At 63.2% G+C, this 17,111-nt stretch carries 20 protein-coding genes; 10 read left to right on the top strand and 10 right to left on the bottom strand.

Annotated elements, in window-relative coordinates:
• Positions 1–47: 47 nt before the first annotated feature.
• Positions 48–1,400, top strand: a complete 1,353-nt coding sequence (locus AB0N72_RS06005; RefSeq protein WP_363930048.1) for an MFS transporter — start codon at positions 48–50, stop codon at positions 1,398–1,400.
• A 64-nt stretch (positions 1,401–1,464) separates the two neighbouring features.
• Here the strand turns inward: AB0N72_RS06005 and AB0N72_RS06010 are convergent, their stop codons facing one another.
• Positions 1,465–2,133, bottom strand: a complete 669-nt coding sequence (locus AB0N72_RS06010) for a hypothetical protein (protein ID WP_363930049.1) — start codon at positions 2,131–2,133, stop codon at positions 1,465–1,467.
• 387 nt (positions 2,134–2,520) lie between these two features.
• Positions 2,521–3,099, bottom strand: coding sequence for a phosphoribosylglycinamide formyltransferase (purN, locus tag AB0N72_RS06015; protein WP_363930050.1), 579 nt, complete (start codon positions 3,097–3,099; stop codon positions 2,521–2,523).
• Positions 3,100–3,110: 11 nt separating this feature from the next.
• Here purN and AB0N72_RS06020 point away from each other — a divergent pair, with 11 nt between their 5' ends.
• Positions 3,111–3,560 carry a hypothetical protein gene (locus tag AB0N72_RS06020; protein WP_363930051.1) on the top strand — a complete coding sequence of 150 codons (450 nt, stop codon included), beginning with the start codon at positions 3,111–3,113 and terminating at the stop codon, positions 3,558–3,560.
• Positions 3,561–3,584: 24 nt separating this feature from the next.
• On the opposite strand, the gene AB0N72_RS06025 is transcribed toward AB0N72_RS06020, so the two are convergent.
• Positions 3,585–4,916, bottom strand: a complete 1,332-nt coding sequence (locus tag AB0N72_RS06025) for a DUF6350 family protein (RefSeq protein WP_363930340.1) — start codon at positions 4,914–4,916, stop codon at positions 3,585–3,587.
• Between the two features lie 446 nt (positions 4,917–5,362).
• Between AB0N72_RS06025 and AB0N72_RS06030 the strand changes: the two genes are divergently transcribed.
• Together AB0N72_RS06030 and AB0N72_RS06035 are read left to right on the top strand one after the other, a co-directional pair.
• Complete coding sequence (locus tag AB0N72_RS06030) at positions 5,363–6,820, top strand: SPFH domain-containing protein (protein ID WP_363930052.1); 1,458 nt, start codon at positions 5,363–5,365, stop codon at positions 6,818–6,820.
• Positions 6,813–7,049 (top strand): hypothetical protein, encoded by a 237-nt coding sequence (locus AB0N72_RS06035; RefSeq protein WP_363930053.1) that lies wholly within the window; start codon positions 6,813–6,815, stop codon positions 7,047–7,049. Before AB0N72_RS06030 ends, AB0N72_RS06035 begins: the two co-directional genes overlap by 8 nt.
• Before the next feature lie 42 nt (positions 7,050–7,091).
• On the opposite strand, the gene AB0N72_RS06040 is transcribed toward AB0N72_RS06035, so the two are convergent.
• From AB0N72_RS06040 to AB0N72_RS06050, 3 genes are all read right to left on the bottom strand, one after another.
• Complete coding sequence (locus AB0N72_RS06040) at positions 7,092–7,469, bottom strand: hypothetical protein (RefSeq protein WP_363930054.1); 378 nt, start codon at positions 7,467–7,469, stop codon at positions 7,092–7,094.
• Positions 7,466–7,858, bottom strand: a complete 393-nt coding sequence (locus tag AB0N72_RS06045; RefSeq protein ID WP_363930055.1) for a J domain-containing protein — start codon at positions 7,856–7,858, stop codon at positions 7,466–7,468. Before AB0N72_RS06045 ends, AB0N72_RS06040 begins: the two co-directional genes overlap by 4 nt.
• 225 nt (positions 7,859–8,083) lie before the next feature.
• Positions 8,084–8,506: an Hsp20/alpha crystallin family protein gene (locus tag AB0N72_RS06050; RefSeq protein WP_363930057.1), complete on the bottom strand. Its 423-nt coding sequence runs from the start codon at positions 8,504–8,506 to the stop codon at positions 8,084–8,086.
• 140 nt (positions 8,507–8,646) lie between these two features.
• Here AB0N72_RS06050 and AB0N72_RS06055 point away from each other — a divergent pair, with 140 nt between their 5' ends.
• Entirely contained in the window at positions 8,647–9,096 is a 450-nt protein-coding gene (locus AB0N72_RS06055; protein ID WP_363930058.1) for a MerR family transcriptional regulator, read from the top strand.
• 153 nt (positions 9,097–9,249) lie between these two features.
• On the opposite strand, the gene AB0N72_RS06060 is transcribed toward AB0N72_RS06055, so the two are convergent.
• Positions 9,250–9,633 carry a hypothetical protein gene (locus AB0N72_RS06060; protein WP_363930059.1) on the bottom strand — a complete coding sequence of 128 codons (384 nt, stop codon included), beginning with the start codon at positions 9,631–9,633 and terminating at the stop codon, positions 9,250–9,252.
• 851 nt (positions 9,634–10,484) lie between these two features.
• Between AB0N72_RS06060 and AB0N72_RS06065 the strand changes: the two genes are divergently transcribed.
• Together AB0N72_RS06065 and AB0N72_RS06070 are read left to right on the top strand one after the other, a co-directional pair.
• Entirely contained in the window at positions 10,485–11,651 is a 1,167-nt protein-coding gene (locus AB0N72_RS06065; protein WP_363930060.1) for a glycosyltransferase family 1 protein, read from the top strand.
• Complete coding sequence (locus tag AB0N72_RS06070) at positions 11,648–13,066, top strand: UDP-glucose/GDP-mannose dehydrogenase family protein (RefSeq protein ID WP_363930061.1); 1,419 nt, start codon at positions 11,648–11,650, stop codon at positions 13,064–13,066. Before AB0N72_RS06065 ends, AB0N72_RS06070 begins: the two co-directional genes overlap by 4 nt.
• 12 nt (positions 13,067–13,078) lie before the next feature.
• On the opposite strand, the gene AB0N72_RS06075 is transcribed toward AB0N72_RS06070, so the two are convergent.
• The gene (locus AB0N72_RS06075; protein WP_363930062.1) at positions 13,079–13,753 is read right to left on the bottom strand and encodes a uridine kinase; all 675 of its coding nucleotides are present in this window, start codon (positions 13,751–13,753) and stop codon (positions 13,079–13,081) included.
• Between the two features lie 80 nt (positions 13,754–13,833).
• Positions 13,834–14,172: a hypothetical protein gene (locus AB0N72_RS06080; RefSeq protein ID WP_363930063.1), complete on the bottom strand. Its 339-nt coding sequence runs from the start codon at positions 14,170–14,172 to the stop codon at positions 13,834–13,836.
• A gap of 61 nt (positions 14,173–14,233) precedes the next feature.
• On the opposite strand from AB0N72_RS06080, the gene AB0N72_RS06085 reads away from it, so the two are divergent.
• The 3 genes from AB0N72_RS06085 to AB0N72_RS06095 all read left to right on the top strand — a co-directional run bounded on the left by AB0N72_RS06085 (position 14,234) and on the right by AB0N72_RS06095 (position 15,574).
• Positions 14,234–14,659: a hypothetical protein gene (locus AB0N72_RS06085; protein ID WP_363930064.1), complete on the top strand. Its 426-nt coding sequence runs from the start codon at positions 14,234–14,236 to the stop codon at positions 14,657–14,659.
• A gap of 70 nt (positions 14,660–14,729) precedes the next feature.
• Positions 14,730–15,146, top strand: a complete 417-nt coding sequence (locus tag AB0N72_RS06090) for an SRPBCC family protein (protein WP_363930065.1) — start codon at positions 14,730–14,732, stop codon at positions 15,144–15,146.
• Positions 15,146–15,574 (top strand): MarR family transcriptional regulator, encoded by a 429-nt coding sequence (locus tag AB0N72_RS06095; protein ID WP_363930066.1) that lies wholly within the window; start codon positions 15,146–15,148, stop codon positions 15,572–15,574. Before AB0N72_RS06090 ends, AB0N72_RS06095 begins: the two co-directional genes overlap by 1 nt.
• Before the next feature lie 273 nt (positions 15,575–15,847).
• Here AB0N72_RS06095 and AB0N72_RS06100 read toward each other — a convergent pair whose 3' ends face one another.
• Positions 15,848–17,110 (bottom strand): APC family permease, encoded by a 1,263-nt coding sequence (locus AB0N72_RS06100; protein WP_363930067.1) that lies wholly within the window; start codon positions 17,108–17,110, stop codon positions 15,848–15,850.
• Between the last annotated feature and the right edge of the window lies 1 nt (position 17,111).

Below are 17,111 nucleotides of genomic sequence, written 5' to 3' on the forward strand. Positions count from 1 at the left end.
GACTTCCGCGCCGTGCGCAGCGCATAAAGTTGCATGCAGGAGGCCCAATGAATACATACACAGCCGTGCCCAGCGGCGAACAAGTAGTGCAGGAACTGCCGTGGCGGTGGAAGGTTCAAGGCAGGATTTTCCTGATCGGCGGGCTGGGGTTCATGTTCGATGCCTGGGACGTCACGCTCAACGGCATCCTGATTCCGCTTTTGTCCAAGCACTGGTCGCTGCAACCGGCTGACGCCGCCTGGATCGGCACGGCCAACCTGATCGGCATGGCCGTGGGTGCGTTCGCGTGGGGCACCATCGCTGACACGATCGGGCGCAAGAAGGCCTTCACCGCCACCCTGCTCATCTTCAGCATCTTCACGGTTCTGGGCGCGTTCGCCCCCGACATCGTGTGGTTCTGCATTTTCCGTTTCATGGCCGGCTTCGGTTTGGGCGGTTGTATTCCGGTGGACTACGCGCTGGTGGGTGAGTTCACGCCACGGAAGCAGCGCGGCAGGGTGCTGACGGCCATGGATGGTTGGTGGCCTGTCGGTGCTGCGCTTTGTGGGTTCATCTCGGCCGGACTCGTCGCGGCTTTCGGCGACTGGCGGCTCACCATGCTCATCATGGTCCTGCCCGCGTTGCTGGTTTTCTGGATCCGCCGCTCCGTGCCTGAATCTCCGTTGTTCCTCATCCGCAAAGGCCGGCGTGCGGAGGCTGCCGCGGTCATCGATGGCCTGGTTGAAGCCACCGGGGCTTCCCCGAGGGCGTACAGCCTGCCCGATGCCCAGGCCGCCCCGCGCCTCTCCCCCGGCAGCGCATGGGCCCAGCTCCGCAATGTCTGGACGTTCAACTGGAAGATCACCACAGCCGCGTGGGCCCTCTTTTTCTCCGTGCTGTTGGTCTATTACCTGTCCCTCACGTGGATGCCACGCATCCTCATCGGCGCGGGATTCGAGGAGTACAAGGCCTTCGTGACGACGGCGGGCATGGCCGCCGTCGGGCTTGTGGGCGTGGTGGTTGCCGCGCTCCTGGTCGAACGCGTGGGCCGCAAGTGGATCCTTGCGATCACTGGTCCGTTGTCCGCGCTGACGCTGGTGATCGTGGCTTTCGTGGTGGACGTGCCCTCAGCCGCCGTGTTCTGGCTGCTGGTGTTCGGCTTCGTGGTGCAGGTGGCTATCCCGGTCCTGTACGCCTACGTGTCCGAGCTCTACCCCACTGAACTGCGCGGCTCGGGCTTTGGCTGGGCCTCCACGTTCTCACGGGTCGGCGCAGGGTTTGGCCCGCTGGTGTTTGCTTCGTACTTCTGGCCGGAGTTCGGGCTGGCGACCTCGTTCGCCTTGGCCGGTGGACTGGTGGTGTTGTCCGTGCTGTGGATGGCCTTCTTCGCCCCGGAAACCAAGCAGCGCGAGCTCTCGTAAGTGCTTACCCAACTAGGGGACAGCAGATGTTCCACTGACTGCTCAGAGGAACGTTTGCTGTCCCCTAGTTGGGTGACCAACCGCGTTGCTCGAGCGCCCGCCTGACCTTGGCGACCGCGGTGACCGCGCCGGTGGACATATGACGCTTCGAGATGCGGACAAGTATCCATCCAGCGCGGCTGAAATCCTCCTCGCGGGCAATGTCCCTCACAATCTGGTCCGGGTCCGAATGCCCCTCGCCTTCGTACTCCACCGCGACCCGCCACTGGCGATAACCAAGATCAGGTTGACGTACGACGCCGGGACTTAGCTGAGTGCGCACGTTGACTTCCGGTTTGGGCAGTCCAGCCCGCCCAAGTGCCAGCCTCAGTCGCGTTTCGGGCGCGGAGTCGGCGCCCACGCAGGCCTGTTCCAAAGCCAACCGGGCCTTTCGAATGCCCGGAGTTCCCCAATGCCGGTCCAGCATCTCTTCGAGGTCGTCCACAGTGCAGTACGCTTCGGAGCGTCCCTCAAACTCCGGCCGTGGGATGCGTACCAGATGGTCCGCCACAACGGTGATCTCATCAATGTCCATCTTCCGTGCGCAATCCAGCCACGTCCGGGCACGGCTGGTGATGTACAGGCCGTTTTGCGTGGTGATCTCGTCCTCGAAGAACTGGCCTTTGTGCGCAATGACGCCCCGCCTTCTGGCTCTGCCCCTCGTGTCCGGCCTCGAAATGTGGATGCCCGGCATATTGCTTCCGGGCAGGAACCCGGGAAACTCCCAGATCAAGAATGCTGTTGCGTGAGAAGCTGCCGAGAAAGGCGTGACAAGGGTCAAGGGGCGCGCACGATCTTGCACTGGGCCCTCGTCCGCGGATCGAGGGACAAAGATTTGTCGGCTTGGCGAGTCCAGATCCCTGTAGCGTAAGCGCCCGACAGTCACACCGGCGTCGAGCGCTTCCTGCCTGGTAAAGGGCTTCGACGACAAATGGGCGGGAAGAGGCTCAGGAATCTTCATCTGTCCATGCTGGCAAAACGGCAACCCTTGCGTGACGATATCCACAGGCTCCTGGGTCTGGACCGAAACTAAGGGACAGTAAACGTCCCTCTGAGCCCGCAGTGCGACGTTTGCTGTCCCCTAGTTGGGTACGCGGGAAGCGGCGGCGAGGTCTGCGAGCGTCTGGACCAGGAGCCGGCGCTCCACCACCTTGATGCGCTCGTGCAGGGTTTCCTCGGTGTCTTCGGGAAGCACGGAGACAGCTTCCTGGGCGATGATGGGGCCTGTGTCCACGCCGGCGTCGGCCCAGTGGACAGTGCAGCCGGTCACCTTCACGCCGTAGGCCATGGCGTCGCGGACACCGTGGGCGCCCGGGAAGGACGGGAGCAGCGCGGGGTGCGTATTGACGTACTTGCCGCCAAAGGCATCGATGAAGTCGGCGCTGACAATCCGCATGAACCCGGAGGAAACCACCACGTCGGGGCTGTAGGAGAGCACCTTGTCGCGCAGGGCCGCATCCCACTCAGCCCGGGTCTGGAACGAGTTGAAGTTGACCACGAACGTCTCGATGCCGGCTTCGTCAGAGCGCTCCACGCCGTAGGTATCGGGGCGGTCAGCGCCCACGGCGGCGATCTCGACATCCAGTTCACCCGACTTCACGGCGTCGATGACAGCCTGAAGATTGGAACCAGTACCGGAGACGAGGACAACAATGCGCATTGCACTAGCTTATGGGCGGCTCGCGTAGGCTGGAAAACATGAATCCCGACGTCGGTCCCAGGCCGAGCCAGCAACCTCGCTCCGAGGCCGAAAAGTCAGCCCTCGGCGTGACCCAGATCCTGTTCCGTGCCTTCCTTTTGTCGGCCCTGGGCTCGTTCTTCGTGTTCTCCCTCAACGTGAACTACGTATGGTTGAGCGCCATTTTGACGCTGGCAGCTTTGGTATTGGGCATCGCCGTTCTGGTGCGGACCATCAAGTACAAGCACCCGCGGCTCATCCTCTTCGGGACGATCTCCGGCCTGGTAGTCACGGCCGTCATGTGCCTGCTCATCCTGACATCGGCACTGTTCTTCAAGCAGGTCAGCACCTACCAGGATTGCGCCCGCGGGGCGTTGACCGAGTCCGCCAAGACCCAGTGCCTCACGCAGCTCGAGAAATCGATGCCGGGCTCGCTCAGGTAGCCCAGCGACACTGGACCAACGCGCCTAGGCGTGTTCGTCGTCGTACGCTTCCTCGTCCAGATTGGCCTCGCGCAGCTTCTGGCGGCGTTCCAGCCACGGCCCCACAGCGTAGCCAATCACGACGCCGATACCGACTTCCGCAGCCAGCCAGACTGCCGTCCACAACGGGTGGGGTCCGATTTCGGTGAGCCGGCCAATCCCGGCGGAACCGCGCGCGATCCATGCCAGGGCGCCAGCGAGCAGGCCTGCAACGGCGCCAATAAAGGCCCCAAGGAACAGTGTGGAAACGGTGGCCGTGAACCAGCGGGCTTTGATCTTGATGGAGAGCCACTCGTCAAAGTGGTTTTCGCCCTCGCGGAGGAACCACCAGCCGGCCAGGATCCCGGCAAGTACAGGCAGCGCAAGTGCCATGGCGCCGGCGTCGAGCTGTCCCGCGGGCAGGCTGCCCAGGATGGGAACGGCGGGAAGAGGACCCACCGCGGTTCCCAACGGACCCGCCGTCGAGCCGATTCCCAGCGAGAAGCCTGCTCCCGAGGACCACGCCAACGCGAAGATCACCAGGTTCGGCAGGAACCCGAGCTGGGCGATGGTGAGCACGGCGCCGCCCAGGGCCCCGGCTTGAAGGCCTTCGTAAACGGCGATGATGTCGGTCCAGTGCCACACGATGGTCACAGCCAACAGGACAGCAGCCATGCAGACGGCGGCCATCGCTGCCACGAAACCAGCTTTCAATGCAGAGCCCACGTATGAGCCCGCCCACCGTGAATGCTGGCTGGTCTTGGCGAGCCAGGCCACGGCGTCCACGCCGATCAGGCGGCTCCAGGAACCGGCCTCGCGTCGGGCGCCCACAACCAAACCCAGGCCGAACGAGATCAAGGGAATGGCCATGGCCAGCCACAGATTGATGACAACTTCGGTCGTGCGGCACACAAAACCCGTAGCTGCGCCGAAGGCCGCATATACAAGGAATGCGCCGAAGAACGCCTGCCACAGCTGGTCAGTATAGGAGGCGCGGGCCAGACGGCGGCCCGCCCGCCATGCCAGCAGAAACGGGATGAGCGTCAGGCCCAAGGGAATCAAGGACAGCAGCCCGGATCCCGGCTGCGCGGCGGTGCCAATGTTGACATGCGCGAGCTCCAGCGGAACACCGTGGATCAGCAACCACGCCTGGCCACCGAGCCGTGCCAGCGAGTCCACGTTGCGGTCCTGGAAACCGTCCGTCGCCCACACTCCCACCAGCGGAAGCACCACCACGATGGCTGAAATGAACGCTGCCTGGGCCGCTTCCAAACCGCCCTGCAGCCAAAGGGGCATGGGGAGGCCACGGTTTCCGGTCTGATCAGCGCGCAGTTTCATCGTGATCAATCGTGCCACGACGGACCGCCCTCCCCCGTCAGGCGCCCCTGAAATACCGCGATTTTCAGCGCTTTTTCCTGTGGGCCGCCGTAAGATGGGAGGTGTTCTGCGGGGGCAGACCACCGTCCCCGATCCATGTTTAAGGCCCGGAAACAATCGAAGCCGGGAACTAGGAGCGGCCAATGGATAGGTGTCACAACTTTTAACAGAAAGTCGTACTAGCAGCTGGTGCAGCCACCTTAGGATTCTTTCCCAGGCTGCACCAGCCTTCTTTTTGACGCTCTTCCTTCCTTCCCCGCGTGGTCCACGGACGGCCGCACAACTGACGCACAAATGTGCTGGACTTCCCTGCTCCGGCAGAACGAGACTGTGTACACGAGCAACCATTTGGCCTATTGGGGGTCAACCAAAGTGCGGCGCTCACACCGTCTGAAGGGACAGGGTCAATGGACGACCTCTCAGCTTTCTTTCCTCTTATCGCAGTGATTCTTGGCGTCGTTCTGGTCATCGGGTTCATTTGGCTGGCCACGAAGGCCATGTGGAAAGTGGCGGAGCCGAATGAGGCGCTCATCATTTCAGGGCTGACGCGCGGAACACTGGAAAATACTGACGGGATGGACTTCAAGATCGTCACGGGCAAGGGCGCCTTGGTGATCCCCGGGCTTCAGACGGTCCGCCCCTTGGCTTTGACGTTGAACGAGACCGAGCTCAAAGTCTCCTGCGTCACCTCCCAGGGCATCCAGGTAATCGTTGATGGCGTAGTGATTTACAAGATTGGTGATGCTCCCCCGTTTATCGCCAACGCGGCCCGCAGGTTCCTGGGTCAGCAGCCAAAGATGGAGAGCCAGGTCTATAACGTGTTCGAGGGGCACCTGCGCTCGATCATTGGAAGCATGACTGTGGAGGAGATCATCCGCGAGCGGGACAAGCTCGCCTCGCTGGTCCGCAGTGCCAGTGGCGTGGAGATGGAGAAGCTTGGGCTGGTGGTGGATTCGCTCCAGATCAAGGACCTGCAGGATCCCACCGGTTACATCCAAAATCTGGCCAAGCCGCACATCGCGCAGGTCAAGATGGAGGCCCGCATTGCTGAGGCTACCCGCAACCGTGAGGCCGCGGAGAAGGAAGCGGAAGCCGCCGCCTTGATCGCAGACGCTCAGAGCCTGTCCGCGATCAAGCAGTCAGCAGCACAGGCCAATGCCGAGCAGGCCCGCGCCCAGGCTGCCCAAGCCGGACCACTGGCCGACGCCACGGCCCGCCAACAGGTGGTGGTCCAGGAGACAGAAGTTGCGAAGCTTGAGGCTGACCGGGAAGAGCAGAAACTGCAGACCACCATCCGCAAACCGGCCGATGCCAGGGCCTACGCCCAGCGCACTGACGCGGAGGCGAAGAAAGCGGCAGACATCAGCGCCGCCGAAGCACTGGCCAAGCGCACCGAACTCGAGGCTCAGGCGAACGCGCGGCGGGTGGAACTGGAAGCCCAGGCGGCTGCCGGTGCCGCCGCTGCCATGGCGGGAGCCACGCGGGTGACCGGTGAGGCTGAGGCCGCCGCGACGACGGCGCGGGGCAACGCTGCCGCTTCGGCCGTGAAGGCCAAGGCGTTGGCTGAAGCTGAAGGCATTAAGGCCCGTGGTGAAGCGTTGGAGACCAATCAGGATGCAGTCATCTCGCAACAGATCGCGGAGAACATGCCAGCCATTGTTTCCGCAGCGGCGGAGCCGTTCTCACGAATCGGGCAGCTGACCGTGCTCAATGGCGGCGAGGGTCTGAACAGCATGGTGGGCGGGATCTTGTCCCAGGTGGGGAGCTTCCTGCCGTCACTGGCTTCGGCGTTGCGGGGCAAGGAAACACCGGCGCAAGCTCCCGTGAAGCAGCCGCCTGCCCCGTCCAAGGCGCCCGATGCATAAAGAGGTCAACCGGAGCCTCACTGGCAAGATCGGCAGGGTCACTGGAACCATCGCCCCGGGCACCATCGGGGAAGTCATGCTGCCCTTCCACGGCGGTACCAGTGCGTTCTTTGCGCACCCGTTCGACAAGACAAGTACTTTTCCCGTGGGTGAGAAGGTCCTTGTGATCTATTACGAGCCGCCGCAGACCGTGTTTGTTGATGAGCTCCCCGACGTCCTGCGGGAGTAGGACGCCGAGGGGTGGAAAGAGCGCCTCAAGAGAAACGAACACTCACAACTGCGGGCCGTAGATAAACTCCTTGGCATGGTTGACGGCCTTCTTGAAAGCGTCGTTGCGCAGCGTCACCTGCTCCTGGTTCGCTCCCCCTCGTGGTTCCAGGAAGGTGGTGGGACCGGGCCGGAGCATCCAGATATCGCCTGCGGGCGGCAGGTAGAACACCCCGAAGGACCGGTGCTCGGGGTCGTCGGTCCAGATTGGAACGACGGCGATCGCGGCCCCGGTGTCCGGATTGATCCACTGTGCCCGGGGCAGTGGTTGTTCGTGGACTTCAGGATCCAGGAATGGCGCTGTCCCTCTCCCCCAGCGTTGTTCGAACCGCTCGTAGAACGCGGGGATGATGTGGTCGTCGTACGGCCGCCAAGCACTCATGGATTGCTCCTTGGTGTTCTCAGGTTTCTGGATGAGGGTTCCCAACGGGGCGGCCCGAAGGAGAGCGGTGACTGGCCGCCGTCGGACCCGGGCCGGGGTTCTTGCCTATGCACCCGCACCTTCACCGGTGTACCGCCCACACCAGCTGGCGCCCGCCGCGCCTGGTCGTATGCCGCCCGCTTGCCTGGGTCCGACAAAACGACGTACGCCTGCATGATGGCGTGCAGTTCCTGGAGGTCGGCCGCTGAGGTGGTGTCGCCGTCGTCGACCTTTTGGCGCGTATCCGGGTGGTGGGTCCGGAGCAGCGTGCGGTAGGCGCGGGCGATCTCGCGGGCCGTCGCGTTGGGCGGGACGTGGAGGGTGGCGTAGTGGTCGGGTTGCGTGCTCACTGCTGGTTCCGGTTCATGCTGCGGATCAGGAGATGGCCCCCGGCCTGGGCCGGGGGCCATCAATCGGGAGACGACGGGCGGGGGTCGCTTTCATGTGCACTAAAAAGCGCTGTGACGTGGCGCGAAGCCTGCGCCCAACTATTCCGATGCGGCCGCCTCCGTTGTTCCCGGTCTCTGTCCTGCCGGCTGGCCACCCCGGGTGGGTCTGCCGGCAGGACGGCGGGTTTAGGCGTTGATCTCCTGCCTCTGTCCACTGGATGTGATCTCGATGCGCCGCGGCTTGGCCTTCTCGGCGACGGGGATGCGGAGTGTGAGTACCCCGGCGTCGTAGTTGGCTTGGATGCCGTCGGTGTCCAACGTGTCACCGAGGATGAGTTGGCGGCTGAAGACACCCTGTGGGCGCTCGGCGGCGATCATCTCGGTGTTCTCGCCCGCGGGCGACTTGCGTTCTGCCTTTACCGTCAGGACGTTGCGTTCGACGTCCAGGTCCACCGAATCAGGGCTTACGCCAGGCAGATCGAAGGCAACAACGAATTGTCCGTCCTCCTGCCATGCATCCATCGGCATTCCGGCCGGGCGTGCTGTTGTGCCAAAAACCTGTTGGGCGAGCCTGTCGAATTCGCGGAACGGGTCAGTGCGCATCAGCATTTGGTTCTCACTCCTCTGATTTCGATGCTGATTCTGTTGTCGGTACCAACCTCCAGATCTGTGGTGGTTGGTATAGATTTTTTATAGCACTGGTGAGAGAGTGGTGCAAGTAGGTTTTGGGAAGATTTTCGGAGGTTTTGATGGCGGGTGCAGAGCGCGGGACTGCTGCTGAAGAGCACGACGGCGGACTGGTCGCCTCGGCTGCCGACGGCGCCGCTGCTTTCGCCGGCGACCGGGACGCCCAGGGTGTCTACGCGATCTCGGTTGCAGCGGAACTTGTGGGCACCGGGCAGCAGAACATCCGGCAATACGAGCGCAAAGGCCTGCTCACCCCTGACAGGACCGACGGCGGCACGCGCCGTTACAGCGAAAACGACCTGGCAACGCTGCGGCGCATCGGGGTATTGCTTGATGAAGGACTGAACCTGGCCGGGGTGAAGCGGGTGCTCGAGCTGGAAGCGGAGAACCGGGGGCTGACGGAAGACAACCGCGGCCTGAGCGAGCACAACGAGGAGCTCAGGGCGGACAACCGGGGGCTGCGGAAGGATTTGAAGCGGGCGCGGGGTGGGACTGAGCTCGGGAAGCGATAGCATTACGAGCCGATCCTTTTCCCAACAGATGTTCCTGCAGGGTCTTCGAACGGCAAACATTAGGGCGCTTGAAACGACAACCCTAAGCGAATAGCTTGGAGGCCGGTCCCGAAAGCAGACCGGCCTCCAAGCTATAGGACGGCTACTTCCGTGCTATAGACCGGACCCGAACCCGATTATCGTTGGATCATTTCGAGACGACGATGAAAAATCGACTTCCGCAAAAGCCAGTCCGATGATCGATGACTTCGCCGGCACAAGGTAAGCCCAAGTCATGGGCGACTCGAAGCCCGGCTGCAGTTGAGAATTGCACTCCGGATTTCCCTTGATTTTGTAGGAGTCTTGGATCGGGCTGTACACCTGGGCGGAACTGTTGAAGACCTTGACGTCGATCGGGTAGCCGCAGGTCAAATCGATCGGGGCCTTGGCATTGTTCGTTACAACTGCGTTTACGACGATGTAGCGTCCACCACCCTGGGCAGGCACATCTTCATACGTTTCATATCCACTTCCGGCCCGATAGCCGGAGGTGTTCATGGGAACGGTCGGAGACGAAACAGCTGAGGTCACCGTAATTTGAATCCCTCCGTGAACGGCGGCATCCCCAATCTGAGCCGTCTTCTTCGTTGGGGTAGGTGTCGGAGTTGGTGTCGGCTTGGGCGACACCTTCTCGCTAGCAACCGAGGAGGCAGAATTTGACGCCGACTCTTCAGAGACTGGGGCAACCGCTGGTGCGCCGCACCCGGAGAGCACGACCAAAGTGCCAATCGCTAGCAATAGATTTTTTCTTTTCAATGGATCCCTTTTTTGAGTGATGAGCCCCTAAGGAAGGAGCAAACTCAGCATACGGATTGCTGGTTTATTTCAGGGCCTATGACATGCATTCATGCCCGTCCGATGGCAACTGTGCGGCCAAGGTGCCAAGACCCCCTGCTTCATTCTGGAGAATTTCTCAGCCCCGCTTCACTTCAACTCCTGGTCTCTGATAGAAGCAGGAACTTAGGGCCTTCTCCATGCGGGCCCGGAAGTCACTGAACCCTACATAGATTTTGTTCGTCACCGAATGCACAGTCGCGGCCCCGGGTTACGCTGTCAGCCACTGCCACCTCGCCGGCGCTTTCACTGACCTAAACCTTGTTGCTTACTGCGTTTATGCCAGCGTCCAAGGACTAGAGCATGTCCGACTTGTCACCGTCCAGCACTAGGACAATTTTCCCCGGCAGCAAGCCGGGCAACACCCCCAGATCCTGACCGTCTGAGCGCGTCCGTTGGAGAGGAGACCTGCAGCCGTCCCCGGACAAACAGAGCCCCACCTGTTAACCAACTCTTCCCCCACAGGCCACCCCCGAGCACCCAATAAGCCAACCGCCGCGACCACCGTTGAAGGCGTGAGGATCGCAATCGTCGCCGAATCATTCCTGCCACTGATGAATGGGGTAACCCACTCGATTCTTCGGGTGCTGGAGCATCTCCAGGAGCGCGGGGATGAGGTGATGGTGATCGCGCCGTCGACCTCGGACACTGATGTTTCGAGCGTCGAGAAGGGCGCCTATGTGCATCGGCTCCCCTCGGTCCCGCTGGCGGGCTACACGAATGTGCGGGTTGCGTTGGGTGGTGTGAATCGGGTCAAGCGAATCCTTGCCGATTTCTCGCCCGACGTCGTTCACCTCGCCTCCCCGTTCGTGCTCGGCTGGCGCGCCGTGCAGGCCGCCCACCAACTCGGCATTCCCACGGTCGCGATCTACCAAACCGAGGTTCCCAGCTACGCGGGCCGTTATGGCGTGCCCTTCCTGGAGAACTGGGCTTGGAACCGCGTGGACAACATCCACCTTCTGGCCACCCGGACCCTGGTGCCGTCCACTTTCGCGCTGAACCAGTTGCGCGGACGCGGCATCCTGCGCGTGGACATGTGGCGTCGCGGTGTGGATACCGCGCGCTTCAGTCCCGCAAAACGTTCGACGGCGTGGCGCAGCAAGGTTGCGCCCGACGGCCAAAGGATCATCGGCTACGTCGGCCGGCTCGCCGTCGAGAAGCAGGTTGAGGATCTCGCCGTGCTGGCAGACGTGCCCAACACCAAACTCGTCATCGTTGGCGACGGCCCTCAGCGCGAAAGCCTCCAGGCCGCACTTCCCAAGGCGCATTTCGCCGGCTTCCTGGGCGGCGATGCCCTGGCCGAAGCAGTTGCGGGATTTGATCTCTTCGTCCATCCCGGCGAGTTTGAGACCTTCTGCCAAACCATCCAGGAATCCATGGCTTCGGGCGTGCCGGTGGTCGCGACTGGCCGTGGCGGCCCCTTGGACCTGGTGGAAAACTCCCGCACCGGCTGGCTCTACGAACCGGGAAACCTGAACCAACTGCGCGCCTACGTCCAGGACCTGATGGGCGACGACGCCAAGCGCCGCGCGTTCGCAGCGGCGGCCACCGCTTCGGTCCAGGGCCGGACGTGGCCTGTGCTCAGCGCAGAGCTGGTCCGCCATTACAACGAAGTCATCGCCGGCACTCCCACCGAAAAAGAGCCCAGCGAATTCACCTCAAGCAAAGGACCCTCCTCATGAAGATCTCAGTGATCGGCTGCGGCTACCTGGGCGCAGTCCACGCCGCAACGTTGGCGTCCATGGGCCACACCGTGGTGGGGATCGACGTCGATGCCTCCAAGGTTGAGCAGCTGAACAAGGCTTTGGCACCCTTCCACGAACCGGGCCTGGATGAGCTCCTCAAGGATGGCCGCACCACGGGCAGGCTGAGTTTCACCACTGATTTCGCTGCGGCGAAGGACGCGCAGGTGCACTTCCTCTGCGTGGGCACCCCGCAGTCCAAGACCTCGGACACCGCGGACCTCTCCTACTTGATGGGCGCCACGAAGAGCCTCCTGCCGCACTTGGCGAAGGGTGCCGCCGTCGTGGGTAAATCAACGGTGCCGGTAGGCACGGTGGAGACCCTCCGCGCGGTGCTGGCGAGACGCCCGGACGTGCTCCTCGGCTGGAACCCGGAGTTTTTGCGGCAGGGCACCGCGGTGAAGGACTCGCTGGTTCCGGACCGGCTGGTGTACGGGGTTCCGGGTGGCAAGGGAGCCGCTGCGGGTGGGCCCATCACCGCCGCGCTGGATGCCGTGTATGAGCCCCTGATCGCGGCCGGGATCCCGCGGCTTATCTGCAACTTCGCGACTGCGGAGCTGATCAAGTCGGCGTCGAACGCGTTCCTGGCTACGAAGGTCAGCTTCATCAACGCTATGGCCGAGTTGTGCGATGCATCGGGCGCCGACGTGAGCGAACTCAGCGAGGCGATGGGCCTGGACCCGCGCATCGGCAACCGCTACCTGCACGCGGGGTTGGGTTTCGGCGGCGGCTGCCTGCCCAAGGACATCCGATCCTTCCGCGCGCAAGCACGGGAACTGGACGTGCCGTCCGTGGATGAGTGGATGGCTTTGGTCGATTCGGTGAACCTGGATCAGCGTTCCCGCGCCGTTGAGGTGGCCCGCGAAATGTGCCGCGGATTCCTGTCCGGGCGCACGGTGACCATCCTGGGCGCGGCCTTCAAGCCGGACACCGACGACATCCGCGACTCCCCCGCCCTGGATGTCGCCCAGCAGCTTGCCGACGCCGGTGCCCACGTGACCGTCACCGATCCCAAGGCCATCAACAACGCCTGGATCCGCTACCCGCAAATCCGCTTCGAGGCATCCACTAAACGCGCCCTGGAAGGCGCCGAACTGGTGCTGCTGCTCACCGAATGGGCCGAGTACGTCTCGCTGTCGCCGACGGTCGCCGGGTCATTGGTACGACGCCGGATGGTGCTGGATGCTCGGAACGTCCTGGACGCTGAGGCTTGGCGGAGTGCAGGGTGGACGGTCCGCGGGTTGGGTACGGGAGGTTCGGTTGTTGGTGAGGATGCTGCGGCTGATCGGACCGATCGTTCGAGCCGCGCTGACAAAATTGACCGCACCGACCGAAAGCGGCACGCGCGGGCGTAGCTTGCCTTTGGGCTAGCGGTGGCGCTGGGCGGCCTCGGCGAGTGACAGCAGCCGGGGCTTGTCCGGGCATGTGTTGTCGATGACCCGCGAGGCACGGGTCCATGGCTGGGCCTGCTCAAAATAGAGCCGCTGCCCGCCGACATACCGGCGCATCGAGGGGTGCTCCGGGTCAGTGCTGCCACCGTCCCTGATGGACATGCGTCGGGCGGTTTCGGTGAAGGGGACGTCGAGGAAGATGGAGTAGTCCCAGCGGCCGGCCATGCCGTCGCGGTGGAGGAACATTCCCTCAACGAGGACTATCGCATCATCCGGAGCTTCCAAGGGTTCAGCATGGAGAGTGAGGTTCCTGCGGGCATCGGTGACCGCTGGCCGGTAGAGGCCGTCTCCGCCGTTTCCGAGCGGGGCGAGTACGAACTTTTCCAAGGCCGCGTAGTCGTAGGTGTCCAACCAGAACCCCTCGGGGGACGTCCGGCCCCTGCTATGGCGGACTTCCTGCAGGTTGAGGAAGTCATCCACGTGGATTGTCACGATGGGGCGGCCTTCCATGGCCGTGAGCGCTTGGGAGAATCCGCTGGCAAAGGTCGATTTCCCGCTGCCGTCAACGCCGTCAATACCAACCAGTTTCCGGCCCGGTCCCATCACTTCCAGGTCCGCTGCGAGCACATCAAAGAGCTCGCTCCTCGTCATGGCCGTGTCTTCCCCAAACATCCCCCCATGGTGGCACAGCTGGGTGGCTGTTTCGCCGCAAAAGTCATACCTGTCTTTTTCTAGCAGGATTTCCTGGCGGGTGTTAGGGTCACACCACGCGCCATCGCATCGGCGCATTTACAAGGGGGCATTACATTGAACAAACAATTTTCGCGCGCCGAAAAACGATCGGCATCCGGTACCACTCCAAGCAGCGCTCGTCGGTCCAGGACACTTGGCATCGCAGCCGTCGGGTCGCTGCTCATCGTGCTGACGGCATGCGCACCGGGATCGGTCAACAAGGCAAGCTCAATGAGCAGCAGCGAGGGGTCATCGTCCACGTCCTCATCGCCCACGGCGACTCCGAAACCAACGCCGAGCAAGATTGCCGGAACGCCATGCACTGCGGAAAAAAACACACAGGTCCTCGCTGGTGAGACGTACGTGTGCGCTGTGGACCGGGCCGGAAAATTGACGTGGTTGGACTCCGCCACTGCGAAGGTGCTCAATGATGAGCGGGCAGCCTCGGCCAAGGCCGCGGCTGACAAAGCGGCCGCCGACAAGGCAGCAGCGGACCAAGCCGCGGCAGCCAAGGCAGCAGCAGACAAGGCTGCTGCAGACCAAGCCGCGGCGGATCAGGCAGCGAAGGCCGCAGCCGATCAGGCTGCGGCAGCTCAGGCGGCAGCCAAAGCCGCCCCGGTTGCACCGGCAGCGCCCGCAGCACCCGCCCAAGGCCGGTGCGACCCGAATTATGCCGGCGCCTGCGTGCCGATTGACTCCGATGTCGACTGCTCCAGCGGCAAGGGCAACGGACCCTCGTACGTCCGAGGGCCAGTAACGGTGATCGGTTCGGACATTTACGGCCTGGACAACGACCACGACGGTATCGGGTGCGAAAAGGGCTGATCACTCCTCTGGACAAGATGATCTATGCGGAGATAGTCTGTGCATAGATTATCTTTCCAAGGAGGCAGTTATGTGGGATTACGAGCACAGCATCCAGACCAGCGCGGCACCCGAGGACATCTGGCGCCTATGGGCCGATGTTGAGAATTGGGGCGACTGGAACCCTGGAGTCGAGCGGATCGAGATCGATGGACCTTTCGCTCCAGGCACGAACATCCTCATGACGCCACCGGGCGAAGACCCGATCCCGCTGCGGGTCGCTGAGGTGGAGGCCGGAGAGCTTTTCGTTGATGAGGCACGGTTCGACGACTTGCTGCTGCGCACCGTCCACCGCATGGAAAAGCTCGACGGCGGCCGCGTCCGGATTGTTTACCGGATGGAGATCACCGGGGACGGCGCGGACCAGGTTGGGCCGGCGATCGGCCCGGGCATTACGGCCGATTGGCCCGAGACCATGGCCGCGCTCGTCGAGCGGGCCCGGCGCTAATGCCGCTCAGGCCCGACGAGAGCCCCGGATTCCTCCTCTGGCACGCTACCCTTCGCTGGCAGCGTGAGGTCGCGGCGGCACTTGCTCCGCATGGCATCACCCATGTGCAGTTCGTCCTGCTGGCGTGCACGTGGTGGCTCAACAGGGAGGGAGAGCATCCCAATCAGTTGGCAGTCGCACGCCAAGCGGGCACTGACGTGAAGATGGCGTCGCAGGTCCTACGCACCTTGGAGTTGAAGGGACTCATCCAACGCGAGGTCGACCCCGCCGACACCCGGTCCAAACGGCTGCGCGTCACGAATGCAGGGGCCGAGCTGGCCCCACTCGCCGTTGCCGCAGTTGAACAGGCCGACGCCCGGTTCTTTGGCGAGGCCTCCGGCAACGATCTTGTGCCGCTGTTGAAACGATTGGCACACGCGACGGATTAGCCGCCCCGGATTAACTCCAGGCCGGGCCACCACCTAGACGGGCCCGGCTCACCACTCATTTTTCTGCGGTTCCGCCCACAAAACCGCCTCCGGGACCACCTAGTTTCAGGATTTGACCACCTAGTCCCGAAAACCTGGCCATATGGTTCTCTTGTGCCTCCGGAGCGGGATCCCGGTGTCCGGCGGGAAACCCCACCCGTTCCAGGTGTAGGCGGCACTACGGCACGGCTTCACCCCTCTACCCCCGGTGGAGCCGTGCCCAGCCTGCCTGCATCACCCGTTGAATCTGTTCCGGCGCAATCGCAGCAGCCGGTAAAGGATGCCGACGGCGAACATCACCACGCCCAGCCCCACGGAAAGTGGTGGCAAGGTCACCACCAATCCCACGCATGCCACTGTGCCGGCCACCTGCAGGAACTTGGGGTACCTTCGGTCTTCCTGCGGCTGGGTGTAGGCGGCAATGTTGGCCACCAGGTAATAGAGCAGAACGCCGAACGATGAGAACCCAATGGCACCCCTGAGGTCAGCCACAGCGATCACCAGGCAAATGACCGCAGCGAGCGCCAACTCCGCCCGGTGCGGCACCTTGTACTTGGGGTGGACGGCAGCCAGCCAAGGTGGAAGGTCATGTTCCCGGGCCATCGCCAGGCTGGTGCGCCCCAGTCCGGCAATCAAAGCCAGCAACGCGCCCAACGACGCAACAGCCGCACCGATGCGAACCACCGGAGCCGCCCATGCCATCGAGCCTGCGGCCACGGCATCAGCCAACGGTGTCGGAGTCCCGGCTACTCCTTGCGGACCAAGGAATCCCAGCACGGTGACCGCGATGACCGCGTAGATGACGATCGTGATTCCCAAGGCGATGCTGATGGCTTTGGGGATGGTCCGCCTGGGGTCGCGCACTTCCTCACCCATGGTCGCGATCCTGGCGTAGCCGGCGAATGCGAAGAACAGCAGGCCAGCCGATTGCAGGACGCCGTACCACCCGTGTGCCAGCAGCCCCTCCCCTACGATGTTCCCAAAGTCGGGACCCGAGCCGCCCCACACTGCGGTGACAGCAATCGCGAGCGCAGCCAGGACGGCAATCACCAGCACCCGGGCGACTCCCGCGGTTCGCGTCACGCCGTGATAGTTCACCGCTGTCAACAGCACGACGGCGGCGATCGCCACCGGACGTTCCCAGCCTTGCGGAGCGGCATAGGCAGCGAAGGTCATGGCCATTGCCGCCGCACTGGCCGTTTTGCCGATGATGAATCCCCAGCCGGCGAGGAACCCGGGCCATGGACCGAGCCGTTCCCTGCCGTAGACGTAGGTACCTCCGGAGGTGGGATACGCCGCGGCCAGTTGAGCGGATGAGGTGGCGTTGCAGAAGGCGACGAATGCGGCCACCACCAGACCGATCAGCAGGCCTGATCCGGCTGCTGCGGCTGCTGGTGTGAATGCCGCGAAGACACCGGCTCCGATCATGGATCCCAAGCCAATAAGTGAGGCGTCAAAGGTGCCGAGTCTGCGGGCCAAAGCCGGGTGGTTGCTCACT

Source organism: Paenarthrobacter sp. NPDC089307 (genome assembly GCF_040685055.1).
Taxonomy (GTDB): domain Bacteria; phylum Actinomycetota; class Actinomycetes; order Actinomycetales; family Micrococcaceae; genus Arthrobacter.